The sequence below is a fragment of the Promicromonospora sp. MEB111 genome (genome assembly GCF_030209445.1).
Lineage (GTDB): Bacteria > Actinomycetota > Actinomycetes > Actinomycetales > Cellulomonadaceae > Promicromonospora.
In genome coordinates this window covers 265,243-286,338 of the sequence record NZ_JARVSD010000001.1, presented here as the reverse complement: position 1 = coordinate 286,338, position 21,096 = coordinate 265,243, and the positions used below count along the sequence as shown (strand labels likewise).

Here is a 21,096-nt window from a genome sequence, read left to right as displayed (position 1 = left end):
TCCGGTTACTGTTTATGGCCTACGCGTTTTAGTGTGGAGCGTAAACAGTATGTGGTCAAGAGAGTTTCCGATCGGACCACGCCCCGGATCAGGGCAGGATGGGAGTCGATGAGCACCGACACGACGCCCGAACCGGCCGAGCAACCGCACGACGCACCACCCGCGCGCGAGCTGCCCGCTGCCGTGCAGCGCCTGTGGGGCGCCGCCGCGCCGCGGCGACGCGGGCCCAAGCCCGCACTGTCCGCCGCGCAGATCGTGGGGGCCGCGATCGACCTGGCCGACGCCGAGGGCCTCGCCGCCGTCTCGATGGCGCGTATCGCGGAGGCCGTCGGATACACACCGATGGCCCTGTACCGGCACGTGTCCGGCAAGGAGGAGCTGCTGGTCATGATGTCGGACGCGGTGGCGGCCGACCTGCCCGACATCCCCGCCGACGGCGGCTGGCGCGCCGGGCTCGAGGCCTGGACGCGGGCCCAGATCGCCCTGGGGCTGGCCCGGCCGTGGATGCTGGAGCTGCCGCTGTCCGCCGCACCGCCGGGGCCGAACCGGGTGCGCTGGATCGACCAGGCGTTCGGGGTCCTGCGCCCGCTCGACCTGCCCCCGGACGAGAAGCTCGCGATCATCGGCCTGCTCGCGCAGCACGTCCTGGGCGAGGCCCGGGTGCAGATCGAGTCCCACCGCGCGGCGGTCCAGCAGGTGCGCCGCGAGGCCGGGCTGCCCGACGGGACCCCCGAGTCCGAGCTCGACCCCGCCGCGGTCGAGGCGGCCAACCCCTACGCCGACTTCGAGACCGTGCTCTCCCGGTATGCCGACGCCACGACGTACCCGAACCTGTTCGAGGCGTTCGCGACCTGGCCGGAGACCGCGCCGCCCACGCCCCCCGACGACGACATCGCGTTCGGGATCACGGCCGTGCTGGACGGGGTCGAGGCCTACCTGAGACGCCGGGGCGCGATCCCGGACGAGGGGTCATGAGTCCCTCCGCACGGCAACACAACGGTCCTGGCGCGACCACAGGCAGCGGTTTTCGGACGTTGTGCACAGGCGGACGGCCGGTGGGTGTGGAGTGTCGGTGGCGTGAGTCAGAGTGGTGCCGTGACAAGTGATCCCGTGACAGACATCAGGACAGCGGCCGAGGGAGCAGGCGCGACCCCGCGCTGCTTCGGCGACGGCGACCCGCTCTACTCCGCCTACCACGACGACGAATGGGGCGTGCCCGTGCACGGCGAGTCCGCCCTGCTCGAGCGCATCGCCCTGGAGGGCTTCCAGTCCGGGCTCTCCTGGATCACCGTGCTGCGCAAGCGCCCGGCGTTCCGCGAGGTCTTCGACGGGTTCGACCCGGAACGGGTCGCCGCGTTCGGACCGGACGACGTCGAGCGTCTGCTCGGCGACGCCCGCATCATCCGGAACCGCATGAAGATCGAGGCCACGGTCGACAATGCGCGCGCCGTGGTCGCGCTGCACGACTCGGGGCGCACGCTCGACGAGCTGATCTGGTCGTTCGCACCTGACCCGGCCGGACGCGAACGTCATGCCACGTTCAGGGACGTTCCGGCGTCGACCGCCGAGTCCAAGGCACTGAGCAAGGCGCTCAAGAAGGAGGGCTTCCGGTTCATCGGCCCGACCACCGCGTACGCGGCCATGCAGGCGTGCGGCCTGGTGGACGACCACCTGGCGACGTGCCCGGTGGTGCTCCGCCGGGCCGGCACCGGGAGCGCCGGGACGGCCGGCTGAGGGTCACAGGTCGGCGCACGGCTCCACGACCGGGAGCACCGCGTCACGCACCCACGCGGCGAGCGACGTGCCCGGCGGCCGCAGGATCACGGTGTCCACGCCGTGCACGGCGAAGCCCCGCATCTCCTCGACGAAGGCGGCGGTGTCGTCCGGGCCGATCGGGCGCCCGCGGTGCAGCATCGTGATGCGGATGGCGGCGGGGTCGCGCCCGACGTCGTCGCAGTGCCGGTGCAGCACGTCGAGCAGGTGGCGCAGCCGCTCCGGGGTCTCGGCGAACAGGTTGCACGCGTCGGCGTACTGCGCCACGAGCCGGAGGGTCTTCCGCTCGCCGGATCCGCCGATCATGATCTCCGGACCCGACAGCGGCGGCGGCGAGCACAGCGTCTCGGCGAGCTGGAAGTGCTTGCCCTCGAACGGGCCGTTCTCCTGCGGGTCGTACATCTGCCGGGCGATCCGAACAGTCTCCTCCAGCATCTCGAACCGTTCCTTGACCGGCGGGAACGGCACTCCGAGCCCCGCATGCTCCTTGTCGTACCAGGCGGCGCCGATGCCGTAGGTCGCCCGCCCGCCCGATACCACGTCGAGCGACGCGACGATCTTGGCCAGCAGGCCCGGGTACCGGTACGTCACGCCGGTGACCAGGGCGCCGAGCTGCGCCCGCTCGGTCACGCCGGCCAGGTAGCCCAGCGTCGTGTACGCCTCCAGCATCGGGTCCGACGCCGGGAAGCCCTGGTGCTCCATCTGGAAGTAGTGGTCCATCACGGAGATCCACGAGACGCCGCCCTCGTCGGCGTACCGGGCAGCGTCAGCCAGCTCGGTACGCATCCGGGCGGGCTCCATCGAGTCGAAACGCATGAAGTGGGTGCCGATTCGCATGCCTCGATCCTCCTCCGCCGACGCGGGGCGTCAAGCGCGGGGCGTGGCCCGTGAGGCGACCGACGTGGCCAGCTCCTCCGTTCGCCCCAGGACGCACGCCACCAGCCAGGTGATCGACTCGGCCGTCTCGCGCGGGGACGCCGTCGGCTGCATGACGTGGCTCAGCGCGGTCCGCACGACGATGTCGATGACCGTCGCGATCCGCTCCGGCTCCAGGGCGACCTCGTACTGGTCCACCCGGTCCTGGACGACCACCTTCACGGTGCCGAGCAGCGCCTCCGAGTGGGTGGTGAGCAGGGGCAGCAGCTCGGTGTCGGCGCCATGGGTCGCCGAGACCACCGCGCGCAGCAGCGCGTTCCCCTCGGCGAACGTGAGCGTGCTCTCCACCGCGTCGTGGATCGCGGGCAGCAGGTCGTCGGGGTGCCGGTCGAAGGCCTCGGCGATCCGGAAGATGAACTGCGCCGACTCCGTGAGCACCATCGCCTCGGCCAGGTCGTCGCGGCTGCCGACGGCGTTGTAGACCGTCTGACGGCTCACGCCCGCCTCCGTCGCGAGCCGGCCCATCGTCACCTTGGACCAGCCGTGGGCACAGGTCAGACGCGCGGCAGCACCGATGATCCGACTCCGGTTGGAGATCGGGTCGTCGTCGTGTCCGGCGGTCGCCTCGGCCATGGCCCGATCCTAGGCAACGGGTGAACTTTCGGGCCGAGCGGGCGTACCCGACACGACATATTTCACCCGCTCTCCATTTCGCCCTGCGGAGCGGCGGCGCGGTGCGGTCCCGCCGCTTCCCTCACCGGCAACCCCTAGAGTGGCGGACATGGACCAAGAGGAACGCCTGGCAGTCTTCATCGACTACGAGAACCTGGCGCTCGGCGCCCGGGAGCACCTGGGCGGGATGCAGTTCGACTTCGGCCCGATCGCCGACGCGCTCGCCGTGCGGGGCCGGGTGGTCGCGCGCCGGGCGTACGCGGACTGGTCGTACTTCGACGAGGACCGGCGCATGCTCACGCGCCACCAGGTCGAGCTCATCGAGATGACGCAGCGGATGGGGGCCTCCCGCAAGAACGCCGCCGACATCAAGATGGTGGTCGACGCCATCGAGATGGCCTTCGAGCGCGACTACATCTCGACGTTCGTCATGTGCACGGGCGACAGCGACTTCTCCCCGCTCGTCCACAAGCTGCGCGAGCTGAACAAGCGCGTCATCGGCGTGGGCGTCGAGAAGTCGACGTCGCGCCTGCTGCCGGCCGCGTGCGACGAGTTCCTCTTCTACGACCGCCTCGAGGGCGTCGAGGTGCCCGACGAGGACCAGGGCGCCCCCGCCCCGAAGCGCGGCTCGCGCACCCGCAAGGCCGGCACGACGACGGAACGCGCCGCCGCGCAGAAGGCGCCGGCCGCCGCGCGCCGTGCCAAGGCCGCCGAGGCGGTCGCGGAGGCCGTCGCCGGCACGACCTCGCCCGAGGCCCTGGCCGAGCCGGAGACGCCGGCCGAGCCCGAGGCAAAGCCCGCGACCCGCCGGCGCAGGAAGGCGGAGCCCGCACCGGCACCCGTCGACGTCGCGCCGGAGGCCGAGCCGGACGTCGACGTCAGCGATCAGGACGACGCCCCGGCGTCGGACGACGTGCCCATGGAGGTACGCGTGGCGCAGACCCTCGGCGACCTGCAGTCCTCGACCAGCGGCGCCGTCACGGCGTCCGCCCTCAAGCGGACGCTGCTGCGCAAGGACGCCACGTTCAGCGAGTCGGACTACGGCTTCCGCACGTTCGGCGAGTTCCTGCGGTTCCTCGCGGACCGCGGGTTCGTCGAGCTGGCGCCGGGACCGTCCGCGGGCGACCCCGAGGTGTCGCTGCCGGAGCAGGGCGACACCGACGCGGCGTTCGCGCTGCTGCGTGACGTGGTGCAGGAGTCGAACGGGTCGGCCGCCCTGTCGGGGCTGAAGAACGCCGTGCGCAAGCGGCGCCCGGACTTCTCCGAGAAGGCGCTCGGCTTCCGCGGGTTCCTCCAGTTCGCGAAGGCGGCGGAGGCGGCGGGCACGGTGTCCCTGGCCTGGGACGACGACGCGGACGACTACCTGGTGACCGCCTCCTCCTGAGCCGGAACCGTCGGCTCGGGCGGCAGACGAGCGGAGCCGGCGCCTAGGTCCCGTCCCGGTCGTCGAGCACGCCCGGCACGGAGGCGAGGCGGCGGGCGAGCTCGTCCCCGTCCCGGCCCGCGACGGTCGGCACCGGCGCGACGGCGGGAACCGCCGTCGTCGTGCCGGCGCGCGACCCGTCCACCGCGTGCGACCCGTTCCCCCCGTGCTGCGCGTTCCCTACGTGCGGCGCGTTCCCGGCGAGCACCTGCTGCCCGCCGGTGAGCTGCCGGATCGCCACGACCCGCACCCGGTCGGGACGGCGGCGCGCGACGTCCTCGTAGATCTCGACGTCGTGCTGGCCGTCGTCGCCGATGAGCACCCAGCGCACGTGCGGGAACCACGACATGAGCAGGTCGAGGCTCGCCCGCTTGTGGGCCTGGCCGCTGCGGAACCACCCGGTGAGGGTCGGCCCCCAGTCGGTGAGGAGCAGCGGGCCCGGCGGGTAGGCGTGCCGCGAGAGGAACGCGCGCAGGGTGCCCGCGGTGTTCCAGGCGCCGGTCGACAGGTAGAAGAAGGGTGCGTCCGGGTGAGCCCGCTGGAGCGTGCGGTACAGCTCGGGCATGCCCGGCACGGCGCGCCGCGCACTGGAGTGCCGCACGAACGTGTTCCACGCCGCGAGCAGGGGCCGGGGCACGGCGGTGACCATCGTCGTGTCGTCGATGTCGCTGACCACGCCGGACCGCGGGCGCTCGTCGAGCACCCGGAGCGGAGCCTCGGCCTCGGCCGGTTCCGGCTCGTCGAGGCAGGTCAGGACGGCGGTGTGCCAGCCGTCGGACAGTGGGGCGTCCGTGGGGAGCTCGACGTCGACGTAGCCGGCCCGGTCGCTCGTCACCTCGGACGTGCCGCCGCCCACCTGGAGCCGCACCCTGCGGTGGGGCGCCGGAACGGTGAGAAAGTGGCGGAACCCACGCCGGCCGGCCCGGAGGGCGTCGCGGTTCGGGATGCCGGGCCGCCGCGGTGAGAGCACCACGCGGGCGAGCACCCGCACCTTGTCCGGCGTGCCGTACCCGGCGTAGGCCTCCAGCCGGGGGCGCCAGCCCACGCGGACGAGCACCCACCCCGCCGCGGCGTAGAGGTGGTCCTCCACGACCGCGGCGAGGTGCGGGCGCTGCGAAGGGTGCGGGGTCGGAGTGGCCACACCCGATTGTTGCCTACTACTGCCCGCCCATGCCCGTGGTCGCGACACCCTGGACGATGCGGCGCTGGAACAGCATGAACACCACGAGCAGGGGCAGCGCCGCGATCATCGCGGACGCCATGTTCTGCGCGTACTGCACGCCGTAGGCGTTCTTGACGGTGGACAGGCCGACCGGCAGCGTCATGAACTGCGGGTCGGTGGTGACGATGAACGGCCACAGGAAGTTGTTCCACGCGCCGATGAACACGAAGATCGCCACGGCCACGAGGATCGACCGCGAGAGCGGCAGCACGATGGTCCAGAACAGCCGCCAGGTGCCCGCCCCGTCGATGCGGGCGGCGTCGAGCAGCTCGCTGGGGATGGCGTCGAAGAACCGCTTGAGGATGAACACCATCACGGGCGCCACGACCTGCGGCAGCACGATGCCCGCGAACGTGTCCACGAGGCCCATCACCTGCATCTGCCGGAACAGCGGCACGATGAGGATCTGCCCAGGCATCATGATCGACGCGATGGTGAGCCACTGGAGCAGGCCCCGGCCCTTGAACACCGTCTGCGAGAACGCGAAGGCGGCCATCGCGGAGATCAGCACGGTCAGGATGGTGACCAGCCCGGCGACGACGAGGCTGTTCCACATCCAGATCAGCAGGTCGCTGTTGCCGAGCACCTGCTGGTAGGCCTCCAGCGTCCAGCCCGTCGTGGGCCACCACGACGCCGGGAGCGCGGCCTCGGCCTCGTGCTTGAAGCTCGTGACCGCGCCCCAGGCCACGGGGAGCAGCCAGATGGCCGCGAGGACGACCAGGGCGGCGAGGGCACCGACCCGCACCCAGGGTGAGGGTCCGATCGTCAGCTTGGTGAGGGCCCGGTTCTCGGCGCGCTCCTGCTGCGCCCTCGTCCGGCGGTCGGCGACCAGTTCGGCGACGGACACGTCAGGCCTCCTTCCTGGACGGCAGCAGCCGCACCAGCGTGAACACGAGAATCAGGGCGAAGAAGACGTAGGAGATCGCGGAGGCGTACCCGAGCCGGTAGTTGGTGAAGCCGGTGTCGTAGACGTACTCGAGGATCGGCCGCGTGCTCCCGTTCGGCCCGCCCGCGGTGAGCAGGTAGATCTGGTCGAACACCTTGAGCGACGCGAGAAGCTGCAGCACCACGATCACGCCGGTGATGTTGCGCAGCTGCGGCAGGGTGATGGAGAAGAGCCGGCGCCAGCCGCCCGCGCCGTCGATCGTCGCGGCCTCGTACTGCTGCTGGGGGATCCCCTGCAGGGCGGCGAGGTAGAGCAGGAAGTTGAACCCGACGGTCCACCAGACGGTGACACCGGCGATGGAGAACATCGCCACGTTCTCGTCGGTGAGCCAGCCCACGGGCTGCAGCCCGAGGGCGGTGAACCACGTGTCGAGCAGGCCGATGTCGGGCTGGAACAGCCAGCTGCTCAGCGCGGACACGACGGCACTGGTCAGCAGGTAGGGCGCGAAGAACGACATGCGCCACACCCACTGGCCCGGCAGGCCGGTGTGCACGAGCAGCGCCATCACCAGGGCGACGACCACCAGGGGGACGGTGCTGAGCACCGTGAACCAGACGGTGTGCCACAGCGTGGTCCAGACCTGGGGGTCGCTGAACGCCTCGGCGTAGTTGGCGAACCCGATGAACTCGCTGCCGGTGCCGGTGAGGCTCTGGTTCGTGAAGCTCATCCACAGGCCGTACAGCGTCGGCAGCAGCAGGAACAGGCCGGTCGCCACCGCGAACGGCGCGACGAACAGGTAGCCGGACCTGTCCCGCTCACGCAGGGACTTGCCGGTGGAGGCGGTGCGGGTACCGGACCGGCCGGAGGGTTTCCGCAGGTCGGACAGGGCCCGTCCTGGGGGCGCCGTGACGCCGGCGTTCGAGACAGTCATCGTCGTCCTCTCGATCAGGCGGGGTTGGGCTGGGAGAGGAACCGGTCCATCTCGCTCAGCATGCGGGTCACGGCGGTGCGCGCCGGGGCCTTGCCGGCCAGGGTGTCCGTCATGGCGTCGGCCATGCGCGTCTGGAAGTCGCTGCCGCCGCCGGTGAACCAGGCGTCGGGGTCGAAGACGGCGACCTCGGCCGCGGGGGCGTAGTCGCGCTGCGGGGTGAGCTCCTGGTACGCGGGCTCCTGCACGATGGGCTGGTAGGCCGGGATGTGGCCGGCCGAGGCCCAGGTCAGGCCCTCCTTGAGGAGGCCCGCGAGCACCCGGTAGGTCGCCTCGCGCCTGGCGGGGTCCGGCGTGCCCTGCTTGGGCAGCACGAACGCGTGCGAGTCGGCGTAGTTGGCCGGGGTGTCGAAGATCGCCGGGAACTGCGTGGCCCCGACGTCGGGGTTCGCGCCCTGGAACATCGGCAGGTCCCACTCGCCGGCGAACATCAGGCCGGTGCGGTTCGACATGAAGCGGCCGGACGCGGCGTTGCCGTCCTGGTTCTTCGCCGCGACCTTGCCGTCGACCATCGCCTGGAGGAACTCGAAGACCTCGGTGGCGGCCTCCTCGTCGAGCGCTGCGGGGCGGCCCGGCGTCAGCTCGTAGCCGCCGCCGTTCTGGGAGTACAGGCCCCAGAACATGCGCCAGCAGCCCGCGGGGTCGCGCTGGTAGCCCCAGCTGACCCCGGTCTCGCCCGTGACCTCGGCCATCGCGCGCCCCGCCTCCAGGAAGCGGTCGGCCCCGGCGACGGCGGCCAGGTCCAGCTTGCCGTCCGGCCCCGCGAGGCCGGCCTGCTGGACGATGTCGGGGTTGTGGAACGCGATGTACGGGTGGGTGTCCAGCGGCAGGGCGTAGAGCTGGCCCTCGAACTGGGCCTTCTGCCACACCGCCGGGGCGAAGTCGGCCTCGGTGATCCCCAGCTCGGCGAGCGCGTCCAGGTCGAACGGCTCCAGGAGCCCGCCCGGCGCATACCCGGCCAGCCGGGACATGTGCATGACGGCGGCCTCCGGCGGACGCCCGCCGGACGAGGCCATCGCCAGCTTCGTGTAGTACGGGGGTCCCCAGGCGAGCGTCGTGGTCTCGACGGCGATGTCCGGGTTGGCCGCGGCGACCACACCCGCCATCTCCTGCATGAGGGCGCCGTCGCCGCCTGAGAAGAGGTCCCAGACCATGACCGAGGTCTTGCCGGCGCCCGCGGCGCTCGGCGTGGCGCAGCCCGCGAGCGCGCCACCGAGCGCGACCCCGCCTGCCCCGACGAGGGCCGCGCGCAGCAGCTCCCGCCTGCTCAGCCCCCCGGAACTACCCACGAGACTGCGGGTTCTCGACGCGGCCACGGGGCTTCCTTGGCCCGGGATGCCACGTCCTCGTACTACGGTCATCATCGACCTCCAATGGTGCAACGTTGCGCTCCAACGTTGGATCACGATGGACTAGGACGGGCGTCCAGTCAAGAGGGCACATGGCGGAAGGAAGTGAAGGCTTGGCCGAGCAAGCGGGTCGACGGGTAGGGATCAAGGAGGTGGCCGCGGCAGCGGGCGTCTCGTGGAAGACCGTCTCCAACGTCGTCAACGACACGGGCCGGGTCGGGGACGTCACGCGGGCCCGGGTGGAGGCGGTGATCGCCGAGCTGGGCTACCGGCCCAACCTGGCCGGCCGCCAGCTCCGGCGGGGCCGCACCAACACGCTCGCCCTCGCGGTGCCCTGGGTGCACGCGCCGTACTTCTCGGTGCTGGCGCACGAGGTGATCGACGTCGGGAGTGCCCGCGGCTACCGCGTGCTCATCGAGGAGACCAGGTCCTCGCGCGACACCGAGCTGGAGGTGGCGCGCGGCTTCGACGTCCAGGCGATCGACGGCATCATCTTCTCGCCGCTGGAGCTGACCCCGGCCGAGATCGACGAGGTCCGCGGCCCCGTGCCCCTGGTGCTGCTCGGCGAGCGGGCCGACCCGGACCCCGCCCGCGAGCGGCGGACGGACCACGTGAGCATCGACAACGTCGACGCGGCGGCGCAGGTCACCAAGCACCTGCTCGACACCGGCCGGCGGCGGCTGGCCTTCCTCGGCGCCGAGCCGCGCGGCGCGGGCCGGACCGGTGCGCAGCGTGTGCAGGGCTTCTTCGACGCCCACGCGGCGGCCGGCCTGGAGGTCGACGAGCGGTGGGTGCTCCAGTGCCCGCAGTTCTCGCGCCCGTCCGGCGCCGCCACGATCGAGTCGGTCCTGGCGCGGATCGACCAGGTCGACGGGATCGTGTGCGCCAACGACGAGCTCGCGCTCGGCGCGCTGCACGCGCTGCGCCTCAACGGGGTGCGGGTGCCCGACGACGTGGCCGTGACCGGCTGGGACAACACCGAGGACGGCCGGTTCTCGAACCCCACGCTGACGACCGTGGCGCCGGACCTCCGGGCCATCGCGGAGACGGCGGTGGACCGCATCATCGCCCAGCTCGAGAAGCCGGGCGTCGACCCGGTCGACGAGGTCGTGCCGTACCGCCTGCTGGTCCGCGAGAGCAGCCGCGTCTGACCTGGTGACGGCCCCGGCCGGGGCCGTCGGCGGGCCGGCCCGGCCGCCGTCGGCGGGCGAGTCGAGTGATACAACGTTGCATTCTTGGCGGAAGACGTGTTGAATCGCCGCGCACCTGTCGTAGACGCAATGGAGCAGCTGATGACTTTCCTCGACCGCTTCTCGCCCGAAGGGACGCCAACGGCGACCGCCGTCCCGCGGCCCGAGTACCCGCGGCCCCAGATGGTCCGGGACCACTGGCTCAACCTCAACGGATCCTGGCAGTTCGAGATCGACCCGGGCGACTCCGGGCTCGAGCGGGGTCTCGTCGAGCGGCCGCTCCAGGACGAGATCACCGTGCCCTTCGCCCCCGAGTCGGAGCTCTCCGGGATCGAGAACACCGACTTCCTCGAGGCGGTCTGGTACCGCCGCGAGATCACCGTCCCCGCGGAGTGGTCCGCCGTGGGCGACGACCCGCACGTGCTGCTGCACTTCGGCGCCGTGGACCACGACGCGACCGTGTGGGTCGACGGCACCGAGGTGGTGCGGCACCGCGGCGGCTTCACGCCGTTCACGGCCGACCTGCACGGGCACGCCGCCCCCGGCGACACCGTCACCGTCGTCGTGCGGGCCCGGGACACGCGCCACGGGCCGCAGGCCCGGGGCAAGCAGTCCAACCGGTACGCCAACTTCGAGTGCAACTACACGCGCACTACGGGGATCTGGCAGACGGTCTGGCTCGAGCCCGTGCCGGCCACGCACCTGCGCCGTCCGCGCATCACGCCCGACCTGTCGAGCTCGGCGTTCGACGTCGTCGTGCCGCTCTCCGCGAACCGCCGGGGCCACACGATCTCCGTCACGGTGACCGACGCCGACGGCGAGGTCGCGAGCGCCACCGCGCGCGCCGACCTCGACCTGGCGCCGGCGCTGCGCGTGGTCGTGCCGGCGGACCGCGTCCGCACCTGGGGCACGGAGGACCCGCACCTGTACGGGGTCGACATCGAGCTGCGCGACGCCGCCGGCGCCGTCGTGGACTCGCTGCGCTCGTACGCCGGCCTGCGCTCCGTCTCCATCGACGGCCAGGCGATCAAGATCAACGGCGAGCACGTCTTCCAGCGGCTGGTCCTGGACCAGGGCTACTGGCCGGAGTCGCTCATGACGGCGCCGTCGGACGCCGCGCTGCTGCGCGACATCGAGCTGGGCCTCGCGGCGGGCTTCAACGGCGCCCGCCTGCACCAGAAGGTCTTCGAGGAGCGCTACCTGTTCCACGCGGACCGGCTGGGGTACCTGGTGTGGGGCGAGTTCGGCGACTGGGGCGTCAGCGGCTACGGCACCCCTGCCGACGGCCAGCGGCCCACCACCTCGTACGTCGCCGAGTGGCTCGAGGCGCTGCAGCGCGACCACAACCACCCGTCGATCATCGGCTGGTGCCCCCTCAACGAGACGCACCAGGACCTGCACGACCGCATCACGCAGCTGGACGACGTGACCCGCAGCATGTGGCTCGCCACCAAGGTGGCGGACCCCTCGCGGCCGGTGCTGGACGCCAGCGGCTACTCGCACCGCGTGCCCGAGACGGATGTCTGGGACTCGCATCTGTACGAGCAGGACCCGGCGAAGTTCACGGAGCTGGTCGGTGGCCTGGCCGACGGCAAGCCCTACGGGAACGAGCGGGACAACGGCACGCCGATCTCCCAGCCGTACAACGGGCAGCCCTACTTCGTCAGCGAGTACGGCGGCATCTGGTGGAACCCGGAGACGGCGGCCAGCGCGTCGGGCAGCTCGCCCGACTCGTGGGGCTACGGCCAGCGGGTCGTGGACGAGGAGGAGTTCCACACCCGGTTCGCCGGTCTGACGGACCCGCTGCTGGACGACCCCCTGATGTTCGGCTACTGCTACACGCAGCTCACCGACGTGTTCCAGGAGGAGAACGGCATCTACCGGTTCGACCGGAGCGTCAAGCTCGACGTCGACCGTGTCCGTGCCGTGCAGGTGCGTCCGGCGGCGTTCGAGAAGGGCGCCGACGAGGCCTCCTGACCGCCCCACCGCACGTGTCAGACGTACAGGTCACCCGGGTGACCTGTACGTCTGACACGTCTACCGGACTGTGCACCTTGTAGGTCTCTTTAGTCTTTTTCACCACATAACACCCCACCCACAGCGGCGCTTGGGGGGTGCACAATAGGCCGGTGACGTACCGGTTCCTCAAGCTCATCCTCTCGATCCTCGTGCTCGTGCTCCTGCGCCCGCGCGTGACTGGGCTGCAGAACATCCCGAAGCGTGGGGCCGTGATCCTGGCCAGCAACCACCTGTCGTTCATCGACTCGCTGCTGATCCCGATCATGGCGCCGCGGCACGTCGCGTTCCTGGCCAAGGCCGAGTACTGGACCGGCAAGGGCATCAAGGGCCGCCTCTCGCGCTGGTTCTTCACCAAGATGGGCGACATCCCGGTGCAGCGGGACGACCCTCGCGCCGGGCAGCGCTCGCTGGAGGACGCCCTGGCGGTGCTGCAGCGCGGCGGCGCGTTCGGCATCTACCCCGAGGGCACCCGTTCCCGGGACGGCAAGCTGCACAAGGGGCACACCGGCGTCGCGTGGCTCGCCCTGACCGGCAAGGCCCCCGTGGTCCCGGTGGCACTGCTCGGCACGGACAAGGTGAAGCCCATCGGCAAGATGCCGCGGTTCGCCCGGGTCGAGCTGCACTTCGGTACGCCGATCGACCCCTCCCGGCAGATCGCGGCCGGTACCAAGCCTGCGCAGGCGCGGCGCGAGCTGACCGAGCAGGTCATGCAGTCCATCCAGGCGATGAGCGGCCAGGAGCGCGCGGACTGAGGCCGGCGTGAGCGCGGCGTTGGGCCTGGGCGGGCGGGGCCCGTGGTTCGGTCTGGTCGCCGGCGTGGCGGCGCTGGGCGCGATCGAGGCGCTCGTGCTGCACCTCGTCGCGGGCGCCCTGCTCCCCGCGCCCGTGGCCCTGGCCGTCGACCTCCTCGTCGGGGTGCTCACGGCCGCCCTGGTGGTCCTCTTCGTCTCACCCCTGTGGTCGCGGCACCACGTGTCCGACGGCGTGGCCCGGCTCCGGCTCGGCTGGCTCGGCGCGGTCGACGTCGCGGCCCCCGACGTCGTCTCCGCGGCGGTGTACCGGCCCACCGCAGCTCGTCCCCTGGAGCTCGGTGCCGGGTTCGACGAGAGCACCGGCCGGCTCTCGCTGGTACGCGCGACGACGTCGCCCGCCGTGCTGATCGAGCTGTCCCGGCCGGTAGCGGGGCGGGTGCAGGTGCTGCGGAAGGTCCGGGCGACGTCGGTGCTCGTGGGCGTCGCCGCGCCGGACGAGCTGCTCCGGACGCTGACGCCCACGCCCCGCTGACGCAGATGTCAGACCCACAGGCCACCCGGGTGACCTGTGGGTCTGACACTCGGGCGAGTGCGGCGTCAGAGGTGGGTGCGGCGTCAGAGGCGCGTGATCCGGATCGCGTCGGCCACGACGTACGCCGTCCCCTGCGTCCAGCGGCTGACCGCCACGACGGTGCGGGTACCCGCCGTCATCGCGTAGGTGCCGAGCGAGAGCCAGGCCCCGCCGCCGGTGGACTGGTCCACGCGGATGGTCGACGAGCCGGTGCCGGTGTAGACGATGAACGGCGTGGACGTGTTGTAGCCGGCGATCCCCGGGAACCACGCCTCCACCCGGTACGAGCCGCTGGACGGGATGGTGGCCGAGTACGTCGCCAGGTCGCTGACCTCGGCGGGCGTCGCGTACCGGTAGTCGGCGCCGTACCGCTCGCCCGAGAAGGACGACGTCAGCCAGGACGAGCCCGCGGAGAAGCCCGCCGACGTGTTGTCCACGATGACCGACCAGCTCGTGCCCGACAGGGCCGCGGCCACCTCGGACCGGAGCTGCGGCAGCATCGAGTAGAGGACGTCGCCCGGGCAGGCCGTCGCCGTGTAGTCCCGGTGCCCGTAGATCTGGGTCGGCGCGATGCCGTACTGGTCGCAGATGTACGCGCACAGCTCGACCAGCCGGCTCCAGAGCTGCGCGGGCGGCGTGGCGCTCGTGTAGGTGCCCTGGTTCTCGATGCCGATGGCCTGGCTGTTCTGGCCGGGTGCGTGCGCGCCCACGACCGTGCCGCTGCCGTTCTGCAGCCGCGACAGCGAGCCGTGCCGGCCCTCCATGACGTACCCGCCGCGGCTCACCGTGAGGTGCTGCCCGGTGTCCACCCAGCCGTTGGCGAAGTGCCACTGCTGGATGTCGCGCGCGATCTGGTACCCGGCGGCCTGCGAGTAGTCGGTGACGTTGGCCGACGCCGTGTGGTGGATCAGGATCTTGTTCGGGTTGGTGGCGACCGTGTCGATGGTGCCGCGGGCCGCCGCGGCGCCCCAGGTGGCGCAGCTCGCGATGGTCGGCGCGGCTACCTCGACCCCGGCCGCGGCGCCGGGCGGCGCGTCGGCGGGCGCCTCGGGGTCGGGCGCCAGGGAGGGCGGGGCATCGGCTGCCCTGCCGGGCGCCGCGGGGGCCGCTCCAGCAGGAGCGGCGGGTGCGGCGACGGCGGGTGCGGTGGCTATCGTCGCGCCCGCGGCACCGATGCCGAGGACGACGGCGCCGCGGAGCAGGTCACGCCGGTCGAGAGAGGAGTGGTCGTGGTCGGTGGAGCTGTGGTCGTGTTCGTGCACGGTGGGGCCTCCACGGGTCAATCGCGCTGGTACGAGCCGATTTCATCCGTAGTATCGGCCGACCTGCGACCCGCCGGGTACATCACATCCAGGCCATATCCCGCGTACGATGCCGGCGCCGCCACGGAGGCCGGACGCCCAGGCCACCGGGGTGACCTGGGCGTCCGGCATTGCGGTGCGAGCGGACTACTGCTCGATGCTCTGGCGGCTCTCGGACGAACCGCGCCCGATCGAGGTCGAGCCGGCCGTGTGCGCCACCTCGACCTTGCGGGGCTTCGCCTCCTCGCTGACCGGGATCGTCAGCGAGAGCACGCCGTCGGCGTACGAGGCCGAGATCCGGTCGAGGGCGAGGCCCCGGCCGACCGTGAGCTGTCGGGCGAACGTTCCCGTGGGCCGCTCGCGGACCAGCCACTGCGCGCCGTCGTCCGAACGCTGCGTGCGCTCGGCCCGGACGGTGAGCGTCCGGTCCTCGACCGAGACGTCGATGGTGCCGGGGTCGACACCGGGCAGGTCCATCGAGAGGACGTAGTGGTCACCGGTGCGGAACAGGTCCATCGGCATCGCGCCGGACTGCCGTGTGTTGCCGGCGAACGTGCTGAACATCCGGTCCATCTCCTGGAACGGGTCCCAGTAGGTAGCCATCGCGCATCACCTCCTATGACGATGCGGCCCTGGCCCCTCCAGGGCCGCAGCGATCGGCGACGGCCTCGGCCGCCGCCCGGCTACGCTCCAATTCTGGCACTCGACACCCGAGAGTGCCAACCCCGTGCCGGCGATCCGTCAGGCCGCCGCTCGGCCCGTCAGGCCCACGCGGTCCAGGAGGTCGAGGGCGGGGCGGTGCTTGTTGAACGTGTACACGTGCAGGCCGGGCGTGCCGGCGTCGAGCACCTCGCGCGCGAGCGCCGCGGAGTACTCGATGCCGTGCGCGTGCTGGGCCTCGGGGTCGACGGCGCCGTCGGGCGCGGTGAGCCGGTCGAGGTCGCGCAGGAGCTCCGCAGGAGCCGCCACCCCGGTGAGCTCCTGGACCCGGCGCAGGCGGCGGGCCTCGGTGGTGGGCAGGATCCCGGCGAGGATCGGGATGGTGACGCCCTCCGCCCGGGCCGCCTCGACGAACCCGGTGTACGAGTCCGCGCGGTAGAAGAACTGGGTGATCGCGAAGCTCGCGCCCGCCTCCTGCTTCTCCAGCAGCCGCCGCACCTCCTGCTCGCGCGTGGTGCCGGCCCCGGGGTTGCCGTCGGGGAACGTGGCGACGGCGATGGCCAGCGGGCGGGCGGCCGAGCGCAGCGCCGTGCTGACGTCGGCGGCGCACCGCCGCTCGTCCACCTGCCGCAGGAGCCGCACCAGGTCCACGCTGGAGCGCACGCCGTCGGCCGGCGGGCGCCAGTCCGGCTCGTCGCGCGGCGGGTCGCCGCGCAGGGCGAGGAAGGACCGCACCCCGGCCTCGAGGAACTCCTCGATCACCGCGGACACGTCCTCCTGGGACGCGCCCACGCAGGTCAGGTGGGCCACCGGGAGCACGGGCGTGCCGCGCAGCAGCGTGGCGAGCACCTCGCGCGCGGTGGCGCGGTCGCCGCCGGCCGCCCCGTAGGTCACGGAGACGAAGTCCGGGCGGGCCGCCACGAGCCGCTGCGCCGTCTCCCAGAAGTTGGGTGCGGCGTTCGGCCGACGCGGGGGCATCAGCTCGAACGACACCGTGGGGCGGTGGGGGTGCGGCTCGGCGACCATGGCTGCTCCATCGAACCTGGCGTGAGCACCTTGCGTCCCTCGCACCGCGGCGACGCGGCAGGAGATCGGCAGGTTGCTGCGGTGTCAGGGAGCCAGGACTCTCGACCGCTCTGGATGGGGTTCGCCACCATGCTAAGCGACCGTCCAGCACTGGGACAGAATTCGTCCGTAAGTCGAGACGGCCCGGTCCACGGTGTGTGGACCGGGCCCGCCCGCTACTTCACCGACCCGGCCACCAGGCCGCCCACCAGGCGCTTCTCGATGATCATGAACAGGATCACCACGGGCACGATCGCCACGACGGACACCCCGAACACGTAGTGCCACGACGTCTCGTACTGGCCCACGAACTTGGTGAGCGCCACGGACAGCGGCTGGTTGCCCGCCGTGGTGAGCAGCACCAGCGAGGCCGCGAACTCGTTCCAGGAGGCGACGAACGTGAACACGACCGCCGTCACGATGCCCGGCCAGACGAGCGGCAGGTTGATCTTGGTCAGGACGGCGAACGTGCCGGCGCCGTCGAGCTGCGCCGCCTCGTCGACCTCCTTCGGGATGCCCGCGAAGAAGCTGTGCATGATCCAGACCGCGAAGGACAGGTTGAACGCGGCGTTGACCAGGATCATCGCGACCCATGTGTCGAGGATCCCGATGGCGATGAACTGCCGGAACAGACCCGACGTCAGCACGGCGGGCTGCACCATCTGGGTCACGATCACGAGGAACAGGAAGAAGAGCCGGCCCTGGAACCGGAACCGCGCCGTGTAGTAGGCGGCGGGCAGCGCCACGGCCAGCACGAGCAGCGTGGCGCACAGCGAGATCACCAGGGTGGAGATCAGGTTCTGCGCCAGCGGCGTCTCGGGCGTGGACCACATCGTGACGTAGTTGTCCCAGTGCCACTCCGTGGGGAAGTAGGTGGGGTCGACCGACCTGATCTCCGCCTTGGTCTTGACGGAGCCGAAGAACATGATCAGGTACGGCAGCAGGAAGACCACCAGCACCACGAGCCCGGCCAGCAGCCGGAGCAGCAGCGACCCGAGCGGCACCTGGTCGGTCGTGTACTTCCGCACCCTCCTCCGGTTGTCGGACGGCGGCCGGGTCGCGCTGCGCGAGGTGGTCCCCGGGTCGGTGATCGCGGTCATCAGACCTCCTCCAGGGGGCGGACGACCCGCACGTAGACGGCGACGATGGCGATGACCACCAGGAACGCGATGACGGACAGTGCGCTGGCCAGGTCGATCTGCCGCTGGTTCTGCATGTACTTGAAGATCATCGTCATGACGGTGTCGGCGTCGTACCCGGGGATGGACCCCGTCATGACGCGCAGGATCGGCAGCGAGTTGAACACGTTGATGATGTTGATCAGCACCGCCACCGAGATGGCACCCCGCAGCTGCGGCAGCACCACGCTGAAGTAGGTGCGCACCCCGCTGGCCCCGTCGATGCGCGCGGCCTCCACGGTCTCGCCGGGCACCGTCTGGAGCCCGGCGAGCACCGTGTAGGTGGTGAACGGCAGCGACACGAACACGGCGACCGCCATGGCCCACGCGAACGCGGTGCCGGGGTGCCGGGTCCAGCCGTAGCCCTCCGGCGTGCTGATCAGGCCGACGTCCACCAGGAACGAGTTGATGATGCCGAAGTACGGCTCCAGGCCGTAGTGGACCACCAGCGTCGTCATGACGACGCTGGAGGCCCACGGCACGATGACGGCCATCCGGACCAGGCGGCGCCCGGGGAACGCCTTGTTCAGCAGCGCCGCGAGCGCCAGCGACCCGATCAGGGTGCAGCCGACGACGACGACCACCCACACGACCGTGCGCCCGAGGATCGGCCAGAAGTACTGGAAGCCGATGACCGTCGCGAAGTTCGCGAGGCCCACTCCCCCGTCGTCCACGCCGCTCTGGCTGATGTCGCGTGTCGAGTTCCAGAACATCAGGCCGACCGGGAACAGGACCACGGCCGCAATGAGTGCGACCGCGGGCCCGATCCACGGCAGGGCCTTCAACAGGTCCTTCACCAAGTTCCCCGTGCTTTCGGTTCAGCGTTGCGTGTGGTCAGCCGTGCCGGGCACGGCGGTCGGTGCGGGGCGTCAGCCCGCGTCGACCTGTTCCTGGATCTCGGTCAGGACGTCCTGCGCCGACTTCTTCCCGTCGAGCTGACCGAAGAGCGCCTTGAACGCCGAGTCGGCCGCGGCCCAGTCCGGGTTGGTGCTCGGGTAGAACTGCGCGTCGGGCAGCACCTCGAGGAACGGCGCGAGCGCCTCCTCGCCGGCGAGCTGCTCCGAGCCCGAGAGGGTCGTGGGCAGGAAGCCCTCGGCCTGGACCCAGGGCACGTAGACGTCGGCGGAGTAGAAGTAGTCGAAGAAGGCGGTGATGGCCTCCTGCTTGTCGCCGTCGTTCTGGAACGCCATGAGGTGGTCGGCCACGCCCAGCGTGAACGGCGAGCCGTCCTCGGTGGGGATCGGGTGGATCGAGTACTCCAGGTCGGGGTTGTCCGACTCGATCTGCCCGACGCTCGGCGGCAGGCCGACCTGCATGCCGACCTTGCCCTGGACGAAGATGTCGAACAGCGGGCTGCGGTCCGTCGCGCCGGCGTCGGCCTGCGTGGCGCCCTCGTCGATCATCTTCTTGACGAACTCGGCACCCGGGAGGTTCTCGGGGGTGTCGATCGTGATGGCCTCGGCGTCGCCGAAGGTGCCGCCGCCGCCCCACAGCCACACCGCTGCCTCGGCCTGCGCCTCCTCCGAACCGAGCGGCATGCCGTAGCCGGCCACGCCGCCACCCAGCTCCGAGACCTTCTTGGCGGACTCGAGCAGCTCGTCCCAGGTGGTGGGCACCTCGGCGCCCGCCTCCTCCAGGAGCGCGTCGTTGACGAACAGCGCACGGGCCGACGCGATGAACGGCAGGCCGTAGGTGGTGCCGCCCACCTGGGCGTTCTCCAGGAACGTGGGCTGGAAGTCGGCGTAGGTCTCCTCGGAGGTGACCTCCTCGACCGGGTACAGCAGCTCGTCCTCGGCGAAGCCGGCGAAGGGGCCGCCGTTGTAGATGTCGGGTGCGTCGCCGCCCTGGATCTTGGTGGCGATGACGGACTCGAGGTTGTCCCAGGACTCGACCTGGAGGTTGACGTCGATGTCGGGGTTCTCCTCCTCGAACCCGGCGATCACGTCGTCCCAGTTTCCCTGGGTGGCGTCGGAGTAGCTGGGGACGAGCAGGTCGAGAGTGGTCCCGTCGCCGGTCGCCTCCCCGCTGGACCCGCCGAACCCGCAGGCCGTCAGTCCGGTTGTCGCGGCAAGCGTGATCGCCATGATCCCGCCGAGCCTCTTGTACTGCGCCATTGCCGTCCCTCTCCTTCGTGGTGGTGCAGGTCACGTTTTCACTCGGGTCGGAATCTGTCAATGGTTCTAACAAACCTGTGACACACGGGTGACACAGCGTTTCCAGACCTGCCCCTGGGGCAACCAAGAGGCAGCGAGAAGGGCCGCAGCCGGCGGCTGCGGCCCTTCTCCTGGCGGGTCTCCGGGCCGACGGCGAGGTGCGCCGACCCCTGTGGTCAGCAACCGCAGAGCTCGGGGATCCAGCCGGTGCCCGAGGCGAAGCGGGAGGTCCCCGGGTAGGTGACCTTCCAGTACCCGTCGCGAGCGTTGACGACCGTCGAGATCCGGCCGTCGGACCCGATCTTCAGGTCCCGCACGAAGACGGCTCTCTTCTCGCCCCACGGGCCGTCGGGGTCGTACGAGAGGATCGCGGCGCCCGAGCGGAGCCGCAGCCACGAGACGGAGCCGTCGTCGGCGACCCGCAGCACCTTCGCGGTCGCGTTGATCCGCACGGGACGACCGTCGGTCGCATCCGACGAGATGCCCGCGTGGACCGTGGTGGCCCGGCGGAACTGCACCCGCTGCGCCTCGTTCACGTCGATCTGGTGCCGCACCCGGGTCCCGTCCGCCTTGCGGATCACGGTGAACACCTCGACACCCACCCGGTAGGTCCCGGGGTCGATGGTCCCGGTGAAGTTGATGGCTCCCCGCTTGACCATGGCGGTGCTGCTGGTGCGCTTCAGGACGATCGTGCGCTTGCGCACCGGCTCACGGTCGATCTTCTGGAGCGTGACCTCGACCTCCGCGCCCAGCATGGTGCCGCCGGAGGCCTTCAGGGCGACGGTGTACCCGAACCTGGCGGGGCGGAGCTCCTGCTCGTCCACGTCGGCCCAGATCGTGGAGCCCGAGGCGTACATCGACGTGGTGACCGTGGTGCCCTGGCGCGTGTGGACATCGACGACCGGCAGCGCCGCCGCCTGTGCCGCCGGGGCGACGACGAGGCCCCCGGCGAGCAGGGCCGTGGCGGAGGCCAGTGCCACCAGGCCACGGCGGAAGAGAGAGGTACGAGACGTGCTGT

The 21,096-nt window shown here is 71.3% G+C and carries 20 protein-coding genes and 1 riboswitch; of the genes, 7 read left to right on the top strand and 13 right to left on the bottom strand.

The features are described 5' to 3' along the window. Positions 1-108 precede the first annotated feature (108 nt). Both QRN56_RS01225 and QRN56_RS01220 read left to right on the top strand, forming a co-directional pair. Positions 109-975 (top strand): TetR/AcrR family transcriptional regulator, encoded by an 867-nt coding sequence (locus QRN56_RS01225; RefSeq protein WP_285100638.1) that lies wholly within the window; start codon positions 109-111, stop codon positions 973-975. A gap of 144 nt (positions 976-1,119) precedes the next feature. Then, the gene (locus QRN56_RS01220; RefSeq protein WP_502928736.1) at positions 1,120-1,734 is read left to right on the top strand and encodes a DNA-3-methyladenine glycosylase I; all 615 of its coding nucleotides are present in this window, start codon (positions 1,120-1,122) and stop codon (positions 1,732-1,734) included. A 3-nt stretch (positions 1,735-1,737) separates the two neighbouring features. On the opposite strand, the gene QRN56_RS01215 is transcribed toward QRN56_RS01220, so the two are convergent. Then, entirely contained in the window at positions 1,738-2,610 is an 873-nt protein-coding gene (locus QRN56_RS01215; RefSeq protein WP_285100636.1) for an LLM class F420-dependent oxidoreductase, read from the bottom strand. A gap of 30 nt (positions 2,611-2,640) precedes the next feature. After that, positions 2,641-3,282: a TetR/AcrR family transcriptional regulator gene (locus QRN56_RS01210; protein ID WP_285100635.1), complete on the bottom strand. Its 642-nt coding sequence runs from the start codon at positions 3,280-3,282 to the stop codon at positions 2,641-2,643. A gap of 148 nt (positions 3,283-3,430) precedes the next feature. On the opposite strand from QRN56_RS01210, the gene QRN56_RS01205 reads away from it, so the two are divergent. Continuing rightward, positions 3,431-4,705 carry an NYN domain-containing protein gene (locus QRN56_RS01205; RefSeq protein ID WP_285100634.1) on the top strand — a complete coding sequence of 425 codons (1,275 nt, stop codon included), beginning with the start codon at positions 3,431-3,433 and terminating at the stop codon, positions 4,703-4,705. A gap of 43 nt (positions 4,706-4,748) precedes the next feature. On the opposite strand, the gene QRN56_RS01200 is transcribed toward QRN56_RS01205, so the two are convergent. From QRN56_RS01200 to QRN56_RS01185, 4 genes are read right to left on the bottom strand one after another with little or no spacing between them, the layout of a single operon-like run. Next, positions 4,749-5,885: an App1 family protein phosphatidate phosphatase gene (locus QRN56_RS01200; RefSeq protein ID WP_285100633.1), complete on the bottom strand. Its 1,137-nt coding sequence runs from the start codon at positions 5,883-5,885 to the stop codon at positions 4,749-4,751. A 16-nt stretch (positions 5,886-5,901) separates the two neighbouring features. Then, on the bottom strand, positions 5,902-6,813 hold the full coding sequence (locus tag QRN56_RS01195) for a carbohydrate ABC transporter permease (RefSeq protein ID WP_285100632.1): 912 nt from the start codon (positions 6,811-6,813) through the stop codon (positions 5,902-5,904). Position 6,814: 1 nt separating this feature from the next. Then, positions 6,815-7,783 (bottom strand): carbohydrate ABC transporter permease, encoded by a 969-nt coding sequence (locus tag QRN56_RS01190; protein WP_285100631.1) that lies wholly within the window; start codon positions 7,781-7,783, stop codon positions 6,815-6,817. A 14-nt stretch (positions 7,784-7,797) separates the two neighbouring features. Then, positions 7,798-9,156, bottom strand: coding sequence for an extracellular solute-binding protein (locus tag QRN56_RS01185; protein WP_285100630.1), 1,359 nt, complete (start codon positions 9,154-9,156; stop codon positions 7,798-7,800). Positions 9,157-9,302: 146 nt separating this feature from the next. Between QRN56_RS01185 and QRN56_RS01180 the strand changes: the two genes are divergently transcribed. From QRN56_RS01180 to QRN56_RS01165, 4 genes are all read left to right on the top strand, one after another. Next, positions 9,303-10,340, top strand: a complete 1,038-nt coding sequence (locus QRN56_RS01180) for a LacI family DNA-binding transcriptional regulator (RefSeq protein ID WP_285100629.1) — start codon at positions 9,303-9,305, stop codon at positions 10,338-10,340. A 141-nt stretch (positions 10,341-10,481) separates the two neighbouring features. Continuing rightward, positions 10,482-12,356: a glycoside hydrolase family 2 protein gene (locus tag QRN56_RS01175; protein ID WP_285100628.1), complete on the top strand. Its 1,875-nt coding sequence runs from the start codon at positions 10,482-10,484 to the stop codon at positions 12,354-12,356. A 152-nt stretch (positions 12,357-12,508) separates the two neighbouring features. Further along, on the top strand, positions 12,509-13,150 hold the full coding sequence (locus tag QRN56_RS01170; RefSeq protein WP_036958689.1) for a lysophospholipid acyltransferase family protein: 642 nt from the start codon (positions 12,509-12,511) through the stop codon (positions 13,148-13,150). A 7-nt stretch (positions 13,151-13,157) separates the two neighbouring features. Beyond that, positions 13,158-13,682 (top strand): hypothetical protein, encoded by a 525-nt coding sequence (locus QRN56_RS01165; protein ID WP_285100627.1) that lies wholly within the window; start codon positions 13,158-13,160, stop codon positions 13,680-13,682. Positions 13,683-13,765: 83 nt separating this feature from the next. Here the strand turns inward: QRN56_RS01165 and QRN56_RS01160 are convergent, their stop codons facing one another. The 7 genes from QRN56_RS01160 to QRN56_RS01130 form a co-directional block, all read right to left on the bottom strand. After that, the gene (locus tag QRN56_RS01160; RefSeq protein WP_285100626.1) at positions 13,766-14,983 is read right to left on the bottom strand and encodes a golvesin C-terminal-like domain-containing protein; all 1,218 of its coding nucleotides are present in this window, start codon (positions 14,981-14,983) and stop codon (positions 13,766-13,768) included. A gap of 186 nt (positions 14,984-15,169) precedes the next feature. After that, positions 15,170-15,625, bottom strand: coding sequence for an Hsp20/alpha crystallin family protein (locus QRN56_RS01155; protein ID WP_285100625.1), 456 nt, complete (start codon positions 15,623-15,625; stop codon positions 15,170-15,172). Positions 15,626-15,763: 138 nt separating this feature from the next. Beyond that, positions 15,764-16,708: a methylenetetrahydrofolate reductase gene (locus QRN56_RS01150; protein ID WP_285100624.1), complete on the bottom strand. Its 945-nt coding sequence runs from the start codon at positions 16,706-16,708 to the stop codon at positions 15,764-15,766. A gap of 4 nt (positions 16,709-16,712) precedes the next feature. After that, a riboswitch (SAM riboswitch) is annotated at positions 16,713-16,829 on the bottom strand. A gap of 94 nt (positions 16,830-16,923) precedes the next feature. Next, entirely contained in the window at positions 16,924-17,847 is a 924-nt protein-coding gene (locus tag QRN56_RS01145) for a carbohydrate ABC transporter permease (RefSeq protein WP_285100623.1), read from the bottom strand. Continuing rightward, positions 17,847-18,722, bottom strand: coding sequence for a carbohydrate ABC transporter permease (locus QRN56_RS01140; protein WP_285100622.1), 876 nt, complete (start codon positions 18,720-18,722; stop codon positions 17,847-17,849). Before QRN56_RS01140 ends, QRN56_RS01145 begins: the two co-directional genes overlap by 1 nt. Before the next feature lie 72 nt (positions 18,723-18,794). Next, entirely contained in the window at positions 18,795-20,039 is a 1,245-nt protein-coding gene (locus tag QRN56_RS01135; RefSeq protein WP_285100621.1) for an extracellular solute-binding protein, read from the bottom strand. Between the two features lie 215 nt (positions 20,040-20,254). Then, positions 20,255-21,058, bottom strand: coding sequence for a hypothetical protein (locus tag QRN56_RS01130; RefSeq protein WP_285100620.1), 804 nt, complete (start codon positions 21,056-21,058; stop codon positions 20,255-20,257). Between the last annotated feature and the right edge of the window lie 38 nt (positions 21,059-21,096).

What these genes read in the sequence shown, in the direction of transcription:
- QRN56_RS01225 (WP_285100638.1), top strand. Translation starts at nt 109, where the DNA reads ATGAGCACCGACACGACGCCCGAACCGGCCGAGCAACCGCACGACGCA.
- QRN56_RS01215 (WP_285100636.1), bottom strand. Translation starts at nt 2,610, where the DNA reads ATGCGAATCGGCACCCACTTCATGCGTTTCGACTCGATGGAGCCCGCC.
- QRN56_RS01210 (WP_285100635.1), bottom strand. Translation starts at nt 3,282, where the DNA reads ATGGCCGAGGCGACCGCCGGACACGACGACGACCCGATCTCCAACCGG.
- QRN56_RS01205 (WP_285100634.1), top strand. Translation starts at nt 3,431, where the DNA reads ATGGACCAAGAGGAACGCCTGGCAGTCTTCATCGACTACGAGAACCTG.
- QRN56_RS01190 (WP_285100631.1), bottom strand. Translation starts at nt 7,783, where the DNA reads ATGACTGTCTCGAACGCCGGCGTCACGGCGCCCCCAGGACGGGCCCTG.
- QRN56_RS01175 (WP_285100628.1), top strand. Translation starts at nt 10,482, where the DNA reads ATGACTTTCCTCGACCGCTTCTCGCCCGAAGGGACGCCAACGGCGACC.
- QRN56_RS01155 (WP_285100625.1), bottom strand. Translation starts at nt 15,625, where the DNA reads ATGGCTACCTACTGGGACCCGTTCCAGGAGATGGACCGGATGTTCAGC.
- QRN56_RS01150 (WP_285100624.1), bottom strand. Translation starts at nt 16,708, where the DNA reads ATGGTCGCCGAGCCGCACCCCCACCGCCCCACGGTGTCGTTCGAGCTG.
- QRN56_RS01145 (WP_285100623.1), bottom strand. Translation starts at nt 17,847, where the DNA reads ATGACCGCGATCACCGACCCGGGGACCACCTCGCGCAGCGCGACCCGG.
- QRN56_RS01135 (WP_285100621.1), bottom strand. Translation starts at nt 20,039, where the DNA reads ATGGCGCAGTACAAGAGGCTCGGCGGGATCATGGCGATCACGCTTGCC.